General features: G+C 40.9%; 21 protein-coding genes and 1 tRNA gene. 12 read left to right on the forward strand and 10 right to left on the reverse strand.

From position 1 onward, the window contains the following. Nucleotides 1-95 precede the first annotated feature (95 nt). From QXI54_09390 to QXI54_09410, 5 genes are read left to right on the forward strand one after another with little or no spacing between them, the layout of a single operon-like run. Nucleotides 96-1,370 (forward strand): DmsC/YnfH family molybdoenzyme membrane anchor subunit, encoded by a 1,275-nt coding sequence (locus QXI54_09390; GenBank protein MEM0303364.1) that lies wholly within the window; start codon nt 96-98, stop codon nt 1,368-1,370. After that, a complete protein-coding gene (locus QXI54_09395) occupies nt 1,360-2,070 on the forward strand; it encodes a 4Fe-4S dicluster domain-containing protein (protein MEM0303365.1) in 711 nt (236 codons plus the stop codon). Before QXI54_09390 ends, QXI54_09395 begins: the two co-directional genes overlap by 11 nt. Further along, nucleotides 2,067-2,492, forward strand: coding sequence for a hypothetical protein (locus QXI54_09400; protein MEM0303366.1), 426 nt, complete (start codon nt 2,067-2,069; stop codon nt 2,490-2,492). Before QXI54_09395 ends, QXI54_09400 begins: the two co-directional genes overlap by 4 nt. Further along, the gene (locus QXI54_09405) at nt 2,489-3,190 is read left to right on the forward strand and encodes an RNA methyltransferase (GenBank protein ID MEM0303367.1); all 702 of its coding nucleotides are present in this window, start codon (nt 2,489-2,491) and stop codon (nt 3,188-3,190) included. The genes QXI54_09400 and QXI54_09405 overlap by 4 nt, the downstream gene beginning before the upstream one ends. 9 nt (nt 3,191-3,199) lie before the next feature. Then, the gene (locus QXI54_09410) at nt 3,200-4,549 is read left to right on the forward strand and encodes a mannose-1-phosphate guanylyltransferase/mannose-6-phosphate isomerase (protein MEM0303368.1); all 1,350 of its coding nucleotides are present in this window, start codon (nt 3,200-3,202) and stop codon (nt 4,547-4,549) included. Here the strand turns inward: QXI54_09410 and QXI54_09415 are convergent, their stop codons facing one another. Further along, complete coding sequence (locus QXI54_09415; protein MEM0303369.1) at nt 4,550-5,185, reverse strand: RNA-binding protein; 636 nt, start codon at nt 5,183-5,185, stop codon at nt 4,550-4,552. Between the two features lie 85 nt (nt 5,186-5,270). On the opposite strand from QXI54_09415, the gene QXI54_09420 reads away from it, so the two are divergent. Then, a complete protein-coding gene (locus QXI54_09420) occupies nt 5,271-5,708 on the forward strand; it encodes a TIGR00725 family protein (GenBank protein ID MEM0303370.1) in 438 nt (145 codons plus the stop codon). 6 nt (nt 5,709-5,714) lie between these two features. Here the strand turns inward: QXI54_09420 and QXI54_09425 are convergent, their stop codons facing one another. The 3 genes from QXI54_09425 to QXI54_09435 all read right to left on the reverse strand — a co-directional run bounded on the left by QXI54_09425 (nt 5,715) and on the right by QXI54_09435 (nt 6,540). After that, the gene (locus tag QXI54_09425) at nt 5,715-6,086 is read right to left on the reverse strand and encodes a type II toxin-antitoxin system VapC family toxin (GenBank protein MEM0303371.1); all 372 of its coding nucleotides are present in this window, start codon (nt 6,084-6,086) and stop codon (nt 5,715-5,717) included. Beyond that, nucleotides 6,059-6,277, reverse strand: a complete 219-nt coding sequence (locus QXI54_09430) for an antitoxin VapB family protein (protein MEM0303372.1) — start codon at nt 6,275-6,277, stop codon at nt 6,059-6,061. Before QXI54_09430 ends, QXI54_09425 begins: the two co-directional genes overlap by 28 nt. Nucleotides 6,278-6,404: 127 nt before the next feature. Continuing rightward, nucleotides 6,405-6,540 (reverse strand) — tRNA-Trp (locus tag QXI54_09435). 100 nt (nt 6,541-6,640) lie between these two features. Here QXI54_09435 and QXI54_09440 point away from each other — a divergent pair. Genes QXI54_09440 through QXI54_09450 form a run of 3 tightly spaced genes read left to right on the forward strand, consistent with a single transcriptional unit; the run spans nt 6,641 to nt 8,211 of the window. Continuing rightward, entirely contained in the window at nt 6,641-7,174 is a 534-nt protein-coding gene (locus QXI54_09440) for a DUF429 domain-containing protein (protein MEM0303373.1), read from the forward strand. A 24-nt stretch (nt 7,175-7,198) separates the two neighbouring features. After that, nucleotides 7,199-7,768: a cysteine-rich small domain-containing protein gene (locus QXI54_09445; GenBank protein MEM0303374.1), complete on the forward strand. Its 570-nt coding sequence runs from the start codon at nt 7,199-7,201 to the stop codon at nt 7,766-7,768. Beyond that, nucleotides 7,756-8,211, forward strand: a complete 456-nt coding sequence (locus tag QXI54_09450; protein ID MEM0303375.1) for an rRNA maturation protein — start codon at nt 7,756-7,758, stop codon at nt 8,209-8,211. Before QXI54_09445 ends, QXI54_09450 begins: the two co-directional genes overlap by 13 nt. On the opposite strand, the gene QXI54_09455 is transcribed toward QXI54_09450, so the two are convergent. The 5 genes from QXI54_09455 to ileS are packed head-to-tail and all read right to left on the reverse strand — an operon-like array spanning nt 8,186 to nt 13,189. Then, entirely contained in the window at nt 8,186-8,623 is a 438-nt protein-coding gene (locus tag QXI54_09455; GenBank protein MEM0303376.1) for a bifunctional nuclease family protein, read from the reverse strand. The two genes, QXI54_09450 and QXI54_09455, sit on opposite strands and share 26 nt — an antisense overlap. 23 nt (nt 8,624-8,646) lie before the next feature. After that, nucleotides 8,647-9,285, reverse strand: coding sequence for a LysE family transporter (locus QXI54_09460; protein MEM0303377.1), 639 nt, complete (start codon nt 9,283-9,285; stop codon nt 8,647-8,649). Nucleotides 9,286-9,319: 34 nt separating this feature from the next. Continuing rightward, nucleotides 9,320-9,583, reverse strand: a complete 264-nt coding sequence (locus tag QXI54_09465; GenBank protein ID MEM0303378.1) for an NMD3-related protein — start codon at nt 9,581-9,583, stop codon at nt 9,320-9,322. Next, nucleotides 9,549-10,175, reverse strand: coding sequence for a 6-hydroxymethylpterin diphosphokinase MptE-like protein (locus tag QXI54_09470; protein ID MEM0303379.1), 627 nt, complete (start codon nt 10,173-10,175; stop codon nt 9,549-9,551). The genes QXI54_09465 and QXI54_09470 overlap by 35 nt, the downstream gene beginning before the upstream one ends. After that, on the reverse strand, nt 10,166-13,189 hold the full coding sequence (ileS, locus tag QXI54_09475) for an isoleucine--tRNA ligase (protein MEM0303380.1): 3,024 nt from the start codon (nt 13,187-13,189) through the stop codon (nt 10,166-10,168). Before ileS ends, QXI54_09470 begins: the two co-directional genes overlap by 10 nt. A 129-nt stretch (nt 13,190-13,318) precedes the next feature. Here ileS and QXI54_09480 point away from each other — a divergent pair, with 129 nt between their 5' ends. The 3 genes from QXI54_09480 to QXI54_09490 all read left to right on the forward strand — a co-directional run bounded on the left by QXI54_09480 (nt 13,319) and on the right by QXI54_09490 (nt 15,276). Further along, a complete protein-coding gene (locus QXI54_09480) occupies nt 13,319-13,825 on the forward strand; it encodes a hypothetical protein (GenBank protein MEM0303381.1) in 507 nt (168 codons plus the stop codon). Continuing rightward, the gene (locus tag QXI54_09485) at nt 13,822-14,820 is read left to right on the forward strand and encodes a HAMP domain-containing protein (protein ID MEM0303382.1); all 999 of its coding nucleotides are present in this window, start codon (nt 13,822-13,824) and stop codon (nt 14,818-14,820) included. The genes QXI54_09480 and QXI54_09485 overlap by 4 nt, the downstream gene beginning before the upstream one ends. Before the next feature lie 249 nt (nt 14,821-15,069). Beyond that, entirely contained in the window at nt 15,070-15,276 is a 207-nt protein-coding gene (locus QXI54_09490; GenBank protein MEM0303383.1) for a hypothetical protein, read from the forward strand. Here the strand turns inward: QXI54_09490 and QXI54_09495 are convergent. Continuing rightward, nucleotides 15,269-16,156 carry a DUF2226 domain-containing protein gene (locus QXI54_09495; GenBank protein MEM0303384.1) on the reverse strand — a complete coding sequence of 296 codons (888 nt, stop codon included), beginning with the start codon at nt 16,154-16,156 and terminating at the stop codon, nt 15,269-15,271. The genes QXI54_09490 and QXI54_09495 overlap by 8 nt on opposite strands. Between the last annotated feature and the right edge of the window lies 1 nt (nt 16,157).

Here is a 16,157-nt window from a genome sequence, read left to right on the forward strand (position 1 = left end):
TTTAGTTCCCAACTTGATTTGAATAATAACCGCACCTTAGATAAATTGGAAAAACTTAAAAAGCTAAAGACCCGATTTCGGAAAGAGGTGAGATATTGAGGACAATTGAGACCGCTTTCGTTTCAATAACGCTCGTCTTAGTGCTATTAGGGTTTGCTGGAGCTTACTTGATGCACTTTCCACCTTTGATACCTGTAGAGCTTCCAGTGGAGCCTTTTGAGTCCGCTTTTGGTGTCCCATGGCGATATCTCGTAGCCCTATATGTGTTCCTCGTGCTCTTGGGCACCGCTGCAATTGCTTCAGCTGCAGAAGTGCTACACATTAAAGAACTTGAAGCAATCGTAAAAGACGCGGTTGTTATTGCAATTCTCTCGATAATTGTCGGTTTGATCACGATCTCGGTAGATTTAGAACGAATTGAAAGAGGTGCTTATGCGGTTTTGGGTCATGCAAATCCAACAAGCGTGATGTATTGGATGATCATGTTTTACATTCTTGAAGTAGTTCTCTTGATAATTGAAGCTTGGTTCTACTTTAGGAGCGATCTCGTTAAGCAAGGTGAACTGAAAGGAATTAAGGGAACAGTTGGCAGAATTGTCTCTCTACGTTTTGTAGGAGAATACATAAATAACAAGTATTTACAGTCTCCAGGCTTAAATAAACTTGCGAAGTATCTAACTTCAACTGACAAAAAGCTTGATCTGGAAATTGCAAGACCCATTGGGGTTGTAGCACTGATCACCGCAATTCTCGCATACAGCAACCTCGGCGCTTTGTTTGCGGCAAGCTACATTCCGTTATGGCATGACGCAATAACTCCGATTTACTTTGTGGTCACAGCGATTGTTGGCGGATCTGCAGTTCTTATCCTTGCGACGATCGTTACTTCATGGGCTAAGGGTTCTAATGAAAAGATGTCCGCATTGCCAGTCTTGAAGAACATTTTGGGGGTAGCACTTGCGATAGCGATTCTGTTCACAGCTTGGAGAGTTGTAATTGTTGGTTATCCAGGTGTAAATTACTTTGCATCCCTCTCAGTCCAGAATCTGATGTTTGGTGAGTATATCTTTAATTTCTGGGTCATTGAAGTTCTCTTGGGCATGTTTATCCCGCTACTTCTTCTGATATTTGCGGGTAAGAATGTGAGAGCACTGTTAGCTTCATCGCTTCTCGTAATCGCTGGAATCTTTACTTACAGATACGACTTCCTGTTTGCAGGGCAGGTTGTGAAGAATATTTCTGGGATCGCAATACCAACTCATCCGCATCCCTTCGAGATCATGTTCACTCTCGGTGCCTTGGCACTTGTAATGCTTGCCTACTATGTGGTATACAAGATTCTGCCAATGGAGGTGGAGCATGCATCGTAGAGAGTTTTTGAAGTGCTTGGCTGCAATTCCGATTTTGCCAGGTTTCAAAATCGTAATTCCATCGGGAAGAACGAGGGAGATGGTTGAAAGCCGCGATGCCAAGCAATTCGCAATGGTTGTTGATGTGAACAAGTGCATTGGTTGCGGAAAATGCGTAATCGCATGCAAGACCGAAAATCATGTGCCCATGGAAATGCCAATCTCAAGAACTTGGATTGAGGGGTATCTTGATGGCAAAAAAGTTGTGATGAACACAAACGAAAATCCATTCCTCAATGCAAAAGCCAAAAAGGGTTTTTATGTTCCCAAATTATGCAATCACTGTGCAAACGCTCCATGCGTTAATGTTTGCCCTGTTTATGCAAGATTTCATACGAAGGAAGGAATAGTGCTTGTCGATAAGGAGACGTGCATTGGCTGTAAGTATTGCCTCACTGCTTGCCCCTACGGAGCCACATTTGTGCATCCCGAAGAGAAGGTGACTGATAAGTGCACATTCTGCTATCACCGCCTTAGGAAAGGCTTGTTGCCCGCATGCGTTGTTGCATGCCCAACTGGAGCGAGAACTTTCGGTGCCCTCGAAGAGGGTAGCAGGGTTTATGAGCTGATTAAGAAGAACAGAACCACGGTGCTTAAGCCCGAAGCGGGAACTCTCCCAAGGGTTTTCTATTTGAATCTTGACACGGTGGTGGAGCTATGAAGATCTCAACCGCTATATTTATTGGAGCGATCCTGATCTACGGTTTAGTTCTTGCTTACACTTTCCTTATTTCACCGTTCATAAAAGAAGAGAGCGTTGTTCTTGCCATTGAAGAAGAAATGGGCAAGGAAGCGATTTACGTGCAAAGCGATGTTTGCAAGCAATGCCATCTCGAGACCTTTACAGCACTATCGCTTGGCAACCACTCAACTGTGGAATGTGCAAGCTGTCATGGAACGGGCAAGGAACATGCCAAGCTCAGAACTGCACAAAGCATAGTGGTTGAAGACACAAGAGATGCATGCATGGTTTGCCACAAAAAAATTGCTGGCAGAAACATCGCAGTCGTCGAGGACAACCACGGAAGTGGCGTCAGATGCTCCTACTGCCATGAACCGCATTCCGCAAACATCCCACAATGATCCATGTCGTGCTTGTTGAGCTCAAAATTCCCGAAAACATCGGTTTCATTGCCAGACTTGTTAAGAATTTCGGATTCGAAAAGCTTTACCTATACAGATGCAATGTAACCGAAGAGAGCTTTAAAACCTCCGCACATGCAAGGGATGTGCTCGAAAATGCTGTAGTAGTCGAGGATCTGTTTTCTTTTCTTTCAAAATTCAACCTGATCGTCGGCACCACTGGGATCTCTGGAGGAGACTATCGTTTCCTTAGAAAGCCATTGCTTACTCCAGAAGAGCTAATGGATTACATTGAAGGCGAAGTCGCGGTGCTATTCGGTAGGGAAGACTTTGGATTGCTCAATGAAGAGCTTGAAAGATGCCATATACTTGTGAAGATTCCAACGAGCGAAGAATACCCAGTAATGAATGTAAGCCACGCGGCAGCAATTCTGCTTTACTTTCTGAGCAAAAAGAAGACTGAGAGCGTGGAGAATCTGGCAAAAGCTGAAGAGCTCGAGATCTTAATTAAGAAAGTCGCTGAACTCCTTGAGCATGTGAGCTTTCCGAAGCAGAGAGAAAGAAGAGAGCTTGTAACTCTAAGAAGGGTGCTTGGGAGGGCAAGGCTAAGAGACTATGAGCTTCAGACTCTCTTCGGCATCTTCGGCAGAGCTCTGAGCACGATCGAACGGCTGAAGAAAAATATTAATACTAAATAGATTTTAATTGTGAAAACTTTGATCCTTGCTGGCGGTAAGGGAACAAGGCTCTGGCCTTTAAGCAGAGAGTTGATGCCGAAGCAGTTCATAAAGATCTTCGATAACTCGACACTTTTTCAGAAGACCGTTGAGAGAGCTCTACTCTTTTCCAAACCTGAAGAGATATTTATAGTCGCAAATAAGGAGTATAAATTCAGGATTCTCGACGATCTTGCGGATTTAAGCGTTGAAATACCCATGGAGAACATATTTTTGGAGCCAAAGGCGAAAAGCACCCTTCCAGCGATCTTTTGGGTTCTAAAAGCCAATTCCGGAAAATTCGCAGTTTTGCCTTCAGATCATCTGATCGAAGTCAACGAGGATTACAAGAGGGCTTTTAGATCTGCAAAGAAGCTTTCTGACGATTACTTGGTCACATTCGGGATTAAGCCAACAAGAGCGCACACGGGCTACGGCTACATAAAGCCCGGAAATGAAGCTGGAGATGGCTTTATCGTAGACGAATTCAAGGAAAAACCGGATCTCGAGACTGCAAAGCAATACGTGCAGAGTGGCTACTACTGGAATAGCGGAATGTTCCTATTTGACTCAGCCATTTTTGTCGAGGAAGTCAAAAAACTTGCTCCGGATGTGTTCAAAGCATTTGAGTCCGACAATATCGAAGAGATTTACGAAGAGCTTCCGGAGATCTCTGTGGACTACGGAATACTTGAGAAGTCCAAAAAAGTAGCTGTTGTTCCACTTGCAACGAAATGGAGCGATCTTGGAAGCTTTGACTCTCTTTACGAAGTGCTGAGTAAAGATGAGCACGGAAATGTAAGCATTGGAGAAAAACCCCTTGCCTTGGACTCAAAAAAGAACCTTGTTATTAGTCAGAAGCTAACAGCAATGATTGGTGTTGAAAATCTGATCGTAGTGGATACAGAAGACGCTTTGCTCATTTCTAAAATGGGCGAATCCGAAAAAGTCAGAGAACTGCACAAGGTTCTTTCTAAAAAGGGCGATAAGAGGATCGTTGTTCACAGAACCGCCTACAGACCATGGGGCTCCTATACTTTGCTCGAAGAAGGGGAGCGCTATAAAATAAAGAGGATCACAATCAAGCCCGGAAAAAGGCTAAGTCTGCAGAGACATTATCACAGGAGCGAGCACTGGGTAGTCGTTAAAGGCACTGCAAGGGTGCTTTTCGACAACAAGGAAATTCTTCTTCGCCCCGGAGAGAGCACTTTCATACCTGCGGGCGTTTTGCACAGGCTTGAAAATCCCGGCAAGGTGGATCTTGAAGTTATAGAGACGCAAATCGGAGAATACCTTGAAGAAGACGACATAGAAAGAATTGAGGATGACTATGGCAGATGATCAGCTCTTTGAGCTGAGCAATGAGATCAGTATTGATTCAACTTCCCCAAGGTTCTTGGAGATTTTTCTTATCTCCTCAACGCTCAACTCTCCTTTTTTGTCCGCTACCGCATCTACAAACATTCCCCTGCTAACAATTTCGCCAAATTTTCTTGGAGGCAGAAGAGCAACAACTCTTCTACCTGAGGTTAGTGCTTCGGAATTCGTTATAACTTCGAGCTTGAAGCCACAATCGACGAGGCAAAGCCAAAGGCGGTCAAGCTTTCGTTTCGAGATCACATCGCCAGCAAAGAATCTAACCGCTTCGTAGATCTTCGCAATCTCACCCCTCTTCATGAGCTCTGGAAGCTTTTCAATATATTCAAGCCAGTAGTCTGCTGTTGTCCCAGCAAAATCGTTCTGCTGAATCTCCTTCCTTAATTTTGATGCCAAATCCGCAATCTTTTTAAGTTCTTCCAGCTTCGCAACTTCTTCTGCAGGCATGTAGCTGAACTTTACGATCTGTAATGCACTTGCTATCTCTTCGATCTTTGCCATGAACTCCTTCCTTTTTGGAATTCTCAGAGAATTCGAAAGCCTCTTTATTTCTTCAATACCCTTCTCAGCAAGCTGGATTCTGTAATCTTTCGGTTCCATTTGCTATGCTCGCTAATTCAGGATATGAATTTTTTGATTAAATTGCTTGGGCAATCTATTTTATTCCCATTTCGGACACTTAAACATGCAGATTGGTGTAATTGGCAGTGGATCTTGCGATGAAGAAACCTATAAACTTGCTTACAGAGTTGGTGAGCTTATTGCAGAGAGGGGCTGTATTTTGATCAACGGCGGGCTTGGCGGTGTTATGGAAGCAAGTGCCAGGGGGGCAAAGAGTAAAGGCGGAATAACGGTCGGAGTGCTTCCGAGGGGAGTTGAGGAGGCGAACCCATACATTGACATAAAGATTGCGACGAACATGGGACATGCGAGGAATATGATCATCGTGCATTCAAGCGATGCTTTAATTTCGATTGGCGGAGAATATGGAACGATTTCTGAGCTTGCAATAGCCCTGAAAGAGCGAAAGCGTGTCGCATCTTTAAAGCCTCCAGTGATTCTGAGAGGGATGAAGATCTTTGAGAATGCAGAAGAGGCTGTGGACTACGTGCTCAGCGATTAAAGCTGATTACCGCTCAAGGATTTTTAGCTTTAGCCCGTAGTCTCTAAAGATTTCGAAGCCCTCGTCACAGGTTAAAATAATTTTATCCTTTGCGATTGCAGTTGAGGCTAAGAGCAAGTCCTTAACACTGGGAATTTTTCCCTTTTCCTTCAGGTCTCGGTAAATTTTGCCAGCGATTTTTGCAGAATTCTCGCAAAACTCAACTTTTGGTAGCTTTTCGATCATAATTTCCTCTCTTTCTTTCAGTTTTCCGCAATAAAGCTCGAAAACAGTTATTGTGGCTATAAAATAATTCAAATCTCTTGGCAGTGCATTTAGAATCTTCGCATTGCCCTTAAATAGCTCAATGATCAAACTCGAATCAAGGATTCCATCCATTTTCTCACATCCTCAATCTGTTTTTCAAGCTCTTCCGCTTCCTCTTTGCTCCTCGTTCCGAATCCTATCATTAAAATATCAAAGTTTCCCTTACTGCCAATCAGATCCCTTATAACTTCCGAAAAGCTCCTATTATTCTTAATCTTTGCGAGTTTCTCGTAAACATCGTCTGCGATCGTTATCGTTTTCATATTCATGCATGCACACACGAATATATAAGATTTTGGACTTTTAACCTTTATAATTTCAAGGTGCCAAGAAGTTGAAAAGACTCGGATAAGAAATTCCTTGAGTTTTGAAGACAGCAATATGAAAATATGGGGTCGGTGGGATTTGAACCCACGACTTGCGGGTCTCTTCGGGTCAGCGCTCCAATGGGTCATCACCGCTCAGCAGACCCACAATTCATCACACCACTGGAGCCCGCCGCGCTTCCTGACTACGCCACGACCCCTTTGGAAATTCATTGATGAGCAGAAATATAACTATTTTGGTTTGCCTATAATGTAAAGATCAGCGAAAAATTTCATAAAAGTTTCTCCTGAGAATTTCTGATGAAGATCGCTGGCATCGATGTTGGCATTAGGGCTTGCAAACTTGCGATCATTGAAGATCAGCTTGTCTACGTTGGCGATTACGACAAAGAAAAATTAAAGGGAGTTGTTGCGGTTGGAATAGATGCTCCACTCTCTTTTCCAAAAGTAGGAACGCTTAGAGAATGCGAGAAAAAATTGCTAAAGCTTGGAATTAGACTTTTCCCTTCTGGAGCAAAATTTTTTAGAGATATAGCTCTCAAAGGCATAGAGATCGCAGAGGAGCTGAGAAAAGAAGGAATAGCAGTATTTGAGGTCTATCCTTTTGCTACAAGAGTTATGATGAAAATAGCACCAAAATTGAGGAAAAGAACAAAAGAAGGTCTTTCTGAGATCATAAGAGAACTTCAAAGGTTTATAGCGATCCCTGAGCTTACACATGACGAAGTTGATGCGGTGATCTCTGCTTTAACCGTTAGAGAGTTCTTGGAAGGTAGAGGTTTTATTTTGAGCGGAGAAGACGGAGAAATAATTCTGCCAACAGAAAGGAATTAATATCGTGAGGCGAAAAGTGATTAAATGAATGAGCGTGGACTTGTAGATCTTTTTGCTGCGATGAACTCTCTTTCAGGCTCCGCTTATGAGTGCAAATACTATCCATGCCATTTTGAGGGACAGGATTGCTCTTTATGTTTTTGCATCTTTTACCCTTGTTTGCTCTACAGATTTGGCGAGATCGTTATTTCCCAATCTGGAAAGCCCGTATGGAGCTGTAAGGATTGCTTCTGGATCCATAAAAAAGAAAACGTGGAGGAAGTTGTAACATACTTCTCTGCTTTTCCAAGGCAGATCTTGGTTGAAGCGGACTGGTTCTTTTTCAGTAGAGCTTTTCAGGAGATCCTATTTGGCAGGGAGCTTGGTTATAAAATTGGCAAGGCATACAACCTAATGCCAGCGAACTTTTACGGGTTTAATTGTAGAAACGCAGAAAACGGATTATTTTTGGCTGTGAAGATCGAAGAGGGATTTTTAGATCTTCGTGAAGTTAAAGACTTCGAGGATTTGAGAGATGAGATTTTAATTCCGCAGAAGTCTGCCAACGTCCTTAGAGGTTTTGACGGAACAAGATACATAGAATGCGAGCTATGATCTTAACAACTTCAAGAAAGCCGAGCAGAAAGACAAGAAGCTTTGCAAAAGCTCTTTCGAGATTTTTAAACTGGCAATATGTTCAAAGGGGTAAAATAAGTTTAAAGGAATTTGAAAATGAGTGTATCTGCATGATTTCTGAAATTAAGGGAAATCCTGCCTTTTTAAACTTTTACGAGTATGGGGAAAAAGTTCTTGAGGTATTTTTTTCAGTTAGCAATATAAAAAAAGTGAAAATTGATAGGGGCGAGGTTATTTATTTTGGAACAAATTACAACTTTTTCCGCGCTCTTCCGGCCAGTTTGCTTGAGAAATTTGATAAAAGGCCGTATTTTCCTAAAAAGATAGTAGAAAAAGGCAACGAACTTGTTTTCTGTATCGGCGAAGAGCCAATTTTCAAAATAAAGGTTCTAAGTGTTAGGAGATTTGACCAAAATCTATAAAACCCTCAGGTATTTCCTCAAGTCCCGCTTCATCCAGAACTTTTGGAGCTATGAAAATTGGACAAGGGATTCGAAGAGCAATTGCGATGCTATCGCTTGGTCTGGCGTCTATTTCGATCTCTCTATCATCCTGCTTTATCACAATTCTCGCGTAAAATGTCGTGTCTATTAGATCGTCAATAACTACTTTTTCAACTTTTCCATTCAATTTTGAAATCACATCCACAAGCAAGTCATGCGTCATTGGCCTCGGTGGTAGATAACGGTTTAAAGCAGAGTATATGGATGCAGCTTCCGCAAAACCGATATAGATCGGTAGAACTCTTCCATCTTCTGCCCTTAGGACCACTACTGGGGATGATGCAAATTTCGACTTCGCGATGAAAACGCCAAATACCTCCGCTATTAGCACAAATAAAATTTTGTTTGAATGTATTAAAGCTTTGTCATCAACTCTGAGAGATGCAGTTCAGTTATCGCGAATGATATGTAGTCTAAGCCGAAAAATAGAACGAGAACACCCAAAAAAATCAGTAATACCCTATATGCTCCAAGCGTTATCCCCTTAAAGGATGTAACATAGGCTAAAAAGCTTAGAAAGGCGAAATCAATCCAAATATGTGAGGCAAATAGAACAGCGATGCCCAAGCTTCCAAAGTTTAGAATAGCCTCACTAATCAACGCACTACCGACTCCTGCCCACCAGGCTATGAAAAAAGGATTAAGAGCTGTTAAAGCGATACCCGTTATAAATGGAGAAAATCTCGACTCTTTCATCGAGATTTCACCAATTTCAAAGGCGCTTTTTAACGTTAGAATACCAAAAAACAAAAGGAAAAGACCACCTATTAATGCCAGTGGTTTTATAATTTCCAAAATCTCTCCTGAAAATGAAATAAAAAATGCAATTATGATAACAAGAGAGAGTTCTACGAAAAAGTGTCCACTGCTTACCATAAACCCACCTTTCCATCCCTCTCTGACTCCAATCGCAGCTGTTGCAGCGCTGAGCGGTCCAGGGGCTAAAGCGCCAGAACTGCTAATTAGTATGACTTTAAGGATGAAATCGAACACTTAATAATTTGGCATTTAAGAAATAAAAGTTTTTTCAAATTTTCCTTACCGAATAAACAAAGAGAAATCGACCGCGCCCTTTTTTAAATCCGAGATTCTCAGTGCTCATTCTCTTCTCAATTCTAAATTCTTTTTGTATTTTTGAGATAAACATTCTTGCGTCCTCCACATTGTCAAAGAAAATATCCACTCCAAATTTTGTTTTAATAACTTCAGATTTAAGTTCTTCTGCTTTTTTAATCAATTTTGAAATTTCAAAATCGTCAAAGCCCCTTAGTTGGATCTTTGCTGGATGCATCGAGCACACCCTCAATTTCAAGGATCTTTCTCGCCCATTTAAGTTTTTTCAACTTCAAACCCTCTCCTTTTTCAAAGTCAAATCCATAAAGGATAATTTTTTTTGCTCCAAATCTTTTTGCTAACAGAACCGCTCTATCTCCATCTGTGAAACCCCCAAAATTGTAAACTCTGTCGAAAGGTTCACATTGTGTAGTTGCAACGAATTTTTCCACCCTTGGCACGATCTCTCTAAGCCTGTGGATGTTATCGCCATGAGCGTGAAAGACTAAAATACATCCCGCTTTCTCCAGTTTTAAAATTTTATCAAGCCCCTCTTCTAAATCAGTCACATGAATCCTCGGTATAATATCTACTTTTTCTATAGCTTTTCCCGCAGTAATCACAAATTCTTGGCGTATTTTTTCTCCCCTGTAAGCCCCACCTATCACCGCAACTTCCTGATCTTTTATACATTCCAAGACTTTACAGTGAAGAAGCTTCCCATGTCCAAGCTCTGAGATTAGTCTTGCCGCCTCCTCATCTCGCGCCCTTGAGAAATTAAAATCTCTGAGTATTTCCTCGTAGATCTTTAGCCACTCTTTCAGCTCCATCTCTTTATACCGATTTTAATCTTGAGGTCTTCAATTTCCCACTCTTTAACGTAACCTTCTGGATTTGCGAATTTGAGCTCTCTGGATCGCGTCTCGTTCTTAATATACTCTATCCAGCCTTCAAGAAGCTTTGGATCGATTTCAACGTAGCTAATTATGAACTCCTCAACGTTTAAATTCAACTCTTTCCTCATTTGCTGAATTCTTCGCACAACTTCTCTTGCGTAGGCCTCCCGTAACAGATTCTCGTCAAGAGCTGTATTGATATAAACCCTTCCGTGGCTGAATTCTGCAACTTGGTATCCTTCGGGTATCCTCTCCTCAACTATGAGATAATCCCGAGTTAGTTTTAAACCTTCGAACTCTATTTCTTCAGGGACTTCCCTTAATTTTGAAACAAATTCAGCAAAATCTTTTGCCTTTCCTTTAAGTATGGGACCAATCTTCTTAAAGTCCGGTTTTATGGTTACAATCAATGGGAATTTTTCAACAAACTTCACTTCTTTAACATTGCTTTGCTTTGCAATTATCTCTATGAAATTTTCGAGCCCCTTAACATTGGTTTCGACAATCATTTCTCTTAGAGGCCATCTAAGCTTTATTTTTGCCTTACTTCTTGCACTATTTCCCGCCTCTACAATTTCTCTTGCAATCTTCATTTTCTCTTCGAGATCTCTGTCAATCCACGCCTCATTTGGAATGGGGTATTCTTCCATGAAAATGCTCTCCTTGCCATCTCTAAAGTTCTTTATAAAGTTCTGATAGAACCATTCACTGAGAACAGGGGCAAAAGGTGCAATTATGCGGAGCGATTTATCGATAACTCTGAACATGGTTTCGTAAGCGGAAAGCTTTCTTTTTGACTCCGCTTCTTCCCATACTCTTGCTCTGATTAGCGGGATATACCATCTGCTGAAGTCCTCAATTATGAACTCAAAAAAGCTCTTGACTACCCTGTGAAGCTGGAATTTCTCCATAGCAGAAACCGCTTCAGCATTAAATCTTTCAAGTCTTGAAAGAATCCACCTGTCTTCAAGGCTTAATTCAACATCTTTTCCAGCTCTGAATTTATCGATGGTCATGTAGGTATGGGCGAACCTGATTGTGTTCCACAGAATGTTAATATTTCTCAGCACGTTTCTTGCTTCCTCCCAGCTGAACTTTAGATCTTCCCAAACCGCAGAGCTTAGCACATAGAGTCTGAAGCAATCAATCCCAATCTGACCAATCACTTCCTCCGGCTCAACTACATTGCCGAGGCTTTTGCTCATTTTTCTTCCCGTCTCGTCTAAGGTGAAACCGTGCATTAAGACTGCTTTGTAAGGAGCTTTATCGAAGCAAATAATAGAAGTTCCGAGTTGTGAGTAGAACCAGCCCCTCGTTTGGTCATGTCCTTCGGTTATGAAATCTGCGGGCCAGAGTTCGAATTTTTCAGTCTTTAATGGGTATTCTATGCTCCCCCAGCTTGCTACTCCACTGTCGAACCATACATCAAAGACATCCTTAACCCTGCTCATCTCTCCGCCACATTCGCAGGAAAACTTTACTTCATCGATTTTAGGTCTATGTAAGTCAAGATCGTTACTCCACTTGATTTCGTTAATACTTCCTAAAACTTTCATTCTACCGCATTTTTCGCATATCCAGATCGGCAGTGGAATTCCCCAGTAGCGTTGTCGGCTAATGCACCAATCCTTAGCATTGCTTATCCAGTCTCTAAACCTTGCACTTCCTGCCCATTCTGGAATCCATTGAACTTTCTCGATCTCTTCAAGCATCTTATCTTTTAGCTCTGTGATCCTGATAAACCACTGTTCGGTTGCCCTAAAAATGATTGGCGTTTTACATCTCCAGCAGTGTCCATATCGATGGAAAATTCTCTCTTCGGCCATCAGCAAATCTTTTTTCAATAGGTCTTCTATTATTACTTCGTTCGCTTCTTTAACGCTCAGACCTGCATACTTTCCTGCCTTCTCTGTAAAAATGCCTCTATCGTCAACTGGATTGAAAATTTCGAGCCCGTATTTCAAGCCGAGTTCAAAGTCTTCAACACCATGTGCCGTAGCAACATGAACACAACCGGTGTTCTCTGCAGAAACAAAGTCTGCAAGCACAATTTTATGCTTGATGTTTGCCTGAAGCGGAACCTCTTCTGCTAAGGGATGTTCGTATTCTAATCCTTCAAGTTCCTTTCCGGAGAAAGTATTCAAAACTTCCCATCTTTCATAGCATTTTGCAAGAACATCCAGTAGACTTTCTGCTAAGATTACCTCTTCTGAAATTCCATTTCTATACGCTCTGACCCTCGCATATGTTAAATTTGGATTTACTGCAACAGCTACATTTGCCGGTATTGTCCACGGGGTTGTCGTCCAGATCAGAACATATCCGCCATCTTTAAGTTTGAATTTGACAAAGATCGAAGGATCTTCCCGATCAGCATACTCTACTTCTGCTTCAGCAAGAGCAGTTTCACAACGTGGACACCAGTTCACGACCATTAATTTTTTCTCAAGAAGCCCTTTTTCGTGTGCTTTTTTAATAGCAAACCATGCGGAGTTTATGTATTCTGCTTTTATGGTCATGTATGGTTTTTCCCAGTCCATCCATACTGCCAATGCTTTGAATTGTTCAGTCATCATATCTTTGTTTTTCAAAGCATATTCCATGCACTTCTCTATGAATTTCCCAACACCAAAGCTCTCTATGTCCTTTTTACTCTTAAATCCGAGCTCTTGCTCTACCTTTACCTCGATGGGCAATCCATGCATGTCCCAGCCGGGAGTGTCGGTGGGGGAAAAACCATTCATTCGAAGATATCTAAGGATGGTATCTTTGATAATTTTGTTCCAGGCTGTTCCGAGATGAATTCTGCCTGTTGTATAGGGCGGTCCATCAAGGAAATAGAATTTTTTACCCATCTTGGCCTTTATTTTTTCATATATTTTGTTTTCTTTCCAGAAGCTTATAACTTCGGCCTCAACTTTTTCAGGAGAGTAGGATGGTGGGATCATGTGAAAGGACATGTCTTCAAAGATTAAAAACTTTAACTAATCTATAGGGTTTAGCAGGATTAAGTGCGAAAATGAGAAAATTTTATATTTTAGAGCAAAGCAACATGGTAATAATTGTAAGGTGTAGGTATGGATCTAAATACAGAGAAAATTATAAAAGAGAACAATGAAAAAACTCAAGAATTAGAGGCAAAAGTAAGAGAATTGGAGAGAAGGCTCAGATACTACGAAATCAGGGAAATATATCAAGGATTGCTTCCTGAGGAACTTCTTCAAAAGTTATTGGAACTTCCACCTGAAATGGTGGTTATAGGCAAGTATTTCAAGGAGAGATCTGCCAAAAGCATGAAATCAGAGAAAGCCTCAAAACACATGGAAGATGGTAGGATGCTGCCAGAACCTAAAAGCGTTGAAATGAAATTAAACGGAATCAAGGCAAAAATTGGGAGTGATCTGAATTTTACACAGAAATACGACTTCAACGGTAGCGTGGCTGAGGGAGACTATGTAATTCAAAAAGAGAGTGGGGCAACTCTCGGAGTTCTGCCATACTCTAAACCGGGTTTTGTTGTTGTGCCAACTTGGGTGAGAGAAAGGATTAAGGTAAATGATTTTGTGGAGGTGGTGAAGAGATGAAGTTAACACCCAAAATCGTTATAATAGTTCTGCTTGCGAGCTTTGTGCCCCTTTTACTCCTAGCCCAGCTTACGGTGATGGGTGTTGCGGAATTCGGTGAAAATGCAAGAACGGGGGTTATAAATGTAAGTCAGGTCTATATTGTTAAGGCGGGAGAAGAAGCAGTAAAAATGAAAACTGATGAACTTTCCAAAAAGTTGGAACTTTATTTGAGGAGTAAACTGAGAGAAAATCCCAATTTGACAACAACAGATCTTCTGAAAGATCCTGATTTCTTGGAGATCGCTTCTAGAAGATGGGGAATGGGTGAATACACTTGGGTTATGGGTGCGGGATTCGTTGGGGGCGAGTGGAGAGTAATAACCTTGGTTTATCCTACACTTTCAAAAGATAAATGGGGAAAGGACATCAAGTATGATCTCAAATGGAACGAAAGTATGCCGGATTTCTACAACTTAACTATGAAAGCCGTGGGATATCCCGCGCAGATTATATGTGACTACTATACTTGGATTGAGCCAGAAACGAACGAGACTGTTGAAAAATACGGATGTTATCAGCAAGTGTTGTTGCCAACGCCGATTTACGATCCTTATATAAAGTCAAGAGTGGTAATAATGGCGGGCACCGGAGCATACATAGACGGGTATTTCAAGTATCTTACTCAAAGTCCGGGTAATCCCGCTGAGAACATTGCCAGCGAAGTGACAAAAAGCATAGAAAAGGCTAAAGAGCAGGTTTACATGAACTTAATTATAGCCTTTGTCGTGGCAGTAGTATTCGTAGGACTCATTGCCTTCTTTACAATCACAAGGGTAGCAAAACCAATTGTTGAGTTGAGCAAGACCGCAGACAAAATAAGTGCTGGAGAAGTCGATACCGAGGTTCCATTCAGGAATAAGACTGATGAGATTGGAATATTGGCGAACAGTATAGAAAGGCTGAAAAGAAGTTTGAAGGTGGCAATGCAGAGCTTAGAAGAAGCTTTAAAGTAATTTTATAATTATTATATAATAATTTTATTAATTATTTTCTTAAATTCTTAGGCTGGGTGAATAATATATTTTTGCAGTTTAATAACAGAAAATGGTATGTTAGAACATTTCTATCAGTTTTAATAGAGCGAGAGAAAAGTTTAAATCTGGAAGGAAAGAAAGATTTAGACTCTATGTGGGAATGGAAGATAGCAATGTTAAACCATGAGTATCATGGAGGTGCAATGATATATTTTCCGGGGTGTAGGTATGGTATCGTATGAATCCCTTCTTCGCGAACTTAAAAAGGAGATTGGTCCAATCGCAAAAATCTTTTTGGATAAAGCTATGCAATCTCTTGGTATTACAGAAGTGGATGAGGAGAACTACAAAGACGTGCTCGAGGTACTAAAAATGAACAGTTCAATCAGGGAATATGTTAATGAAGTCGAAAGAAGAATTGAGAAACTTAGCTAAGTTTTCTCCCTATTTTCTCTTCTATTTCAGAAATCAACGTATTTATCTTTTCTCTTGGTATAAACATAACGAGTGATCTCAGGCTCTTCTCCAGTTCACTTCTTTTATCCAGAAGTTCTTCATAACTATTGCATGATTCTATAATGCTTACGGCTTTTTTAGACGGTTTTCCAACTTTTGAAGTAATCAATTCTATAAGTTCCTTCTTGAGTTTATTAAAATCTACGGTGGTTTCTTCCATTCCAAGAGCGTTTGAGATCAGAAATTCTATCTCTTCTTCGGCGGGCTTTTTAATACCATATTTCTGTAAAATTTTCTCTCTTTCTTCAGCTACTGTTCTAGAAACTTTAGATACTTCTTCGATTTCTAAAGCCAGCTCTGAGTTGCCTAACGAATTTTGAATTATTTTTTTGATCTCCTCGTTTTCTGGAGGAGTGATACCATATTTTTCGAGAATTTGCTCCCGGTCTATTTTTTTTGGACCTTCTTCGATTTTTGGAATTACAGGAGCACTAACTGAGCTCGTGTCTTCTTTTATTTTCTTTTTAATGCCTGCTTCTTTTATCAGAGCGATCTGATTTAGCTCGAGTGTTTTTTTAACTTGTATGGTATCAAGCGGATATATTTCAACAACTGAGTTATCTAATGTTAAAAGTTCCGAGAGAGCTGTATCGCCATAGATACTTGACTTACTTCTTATTTTTATAATCTCTGCTGCAGTTATTTTTCCACTGTCAAATAGAACTTCACCAGAGCAAAGTTCAAGCTTTTTAAAGGCTACTTTGATATAACCACTAAAATTTGAAGCTGAGAGGTTCTCGAGTATCTTTTCGAATTTTCCCTTTTCTATTTTTGCCAATGTCGTTTTGGGGAGTATCATA

Source organism: Archaeoglobaceae archaeon, from assembly GCA_038734275.1.
Taxonomy (GTDB): domain Archaea; phylum Halobacteriota; class Archaeoglobi; order Archaeoglobales; family Archaeoglobaceae; genus WYZ-LMO2.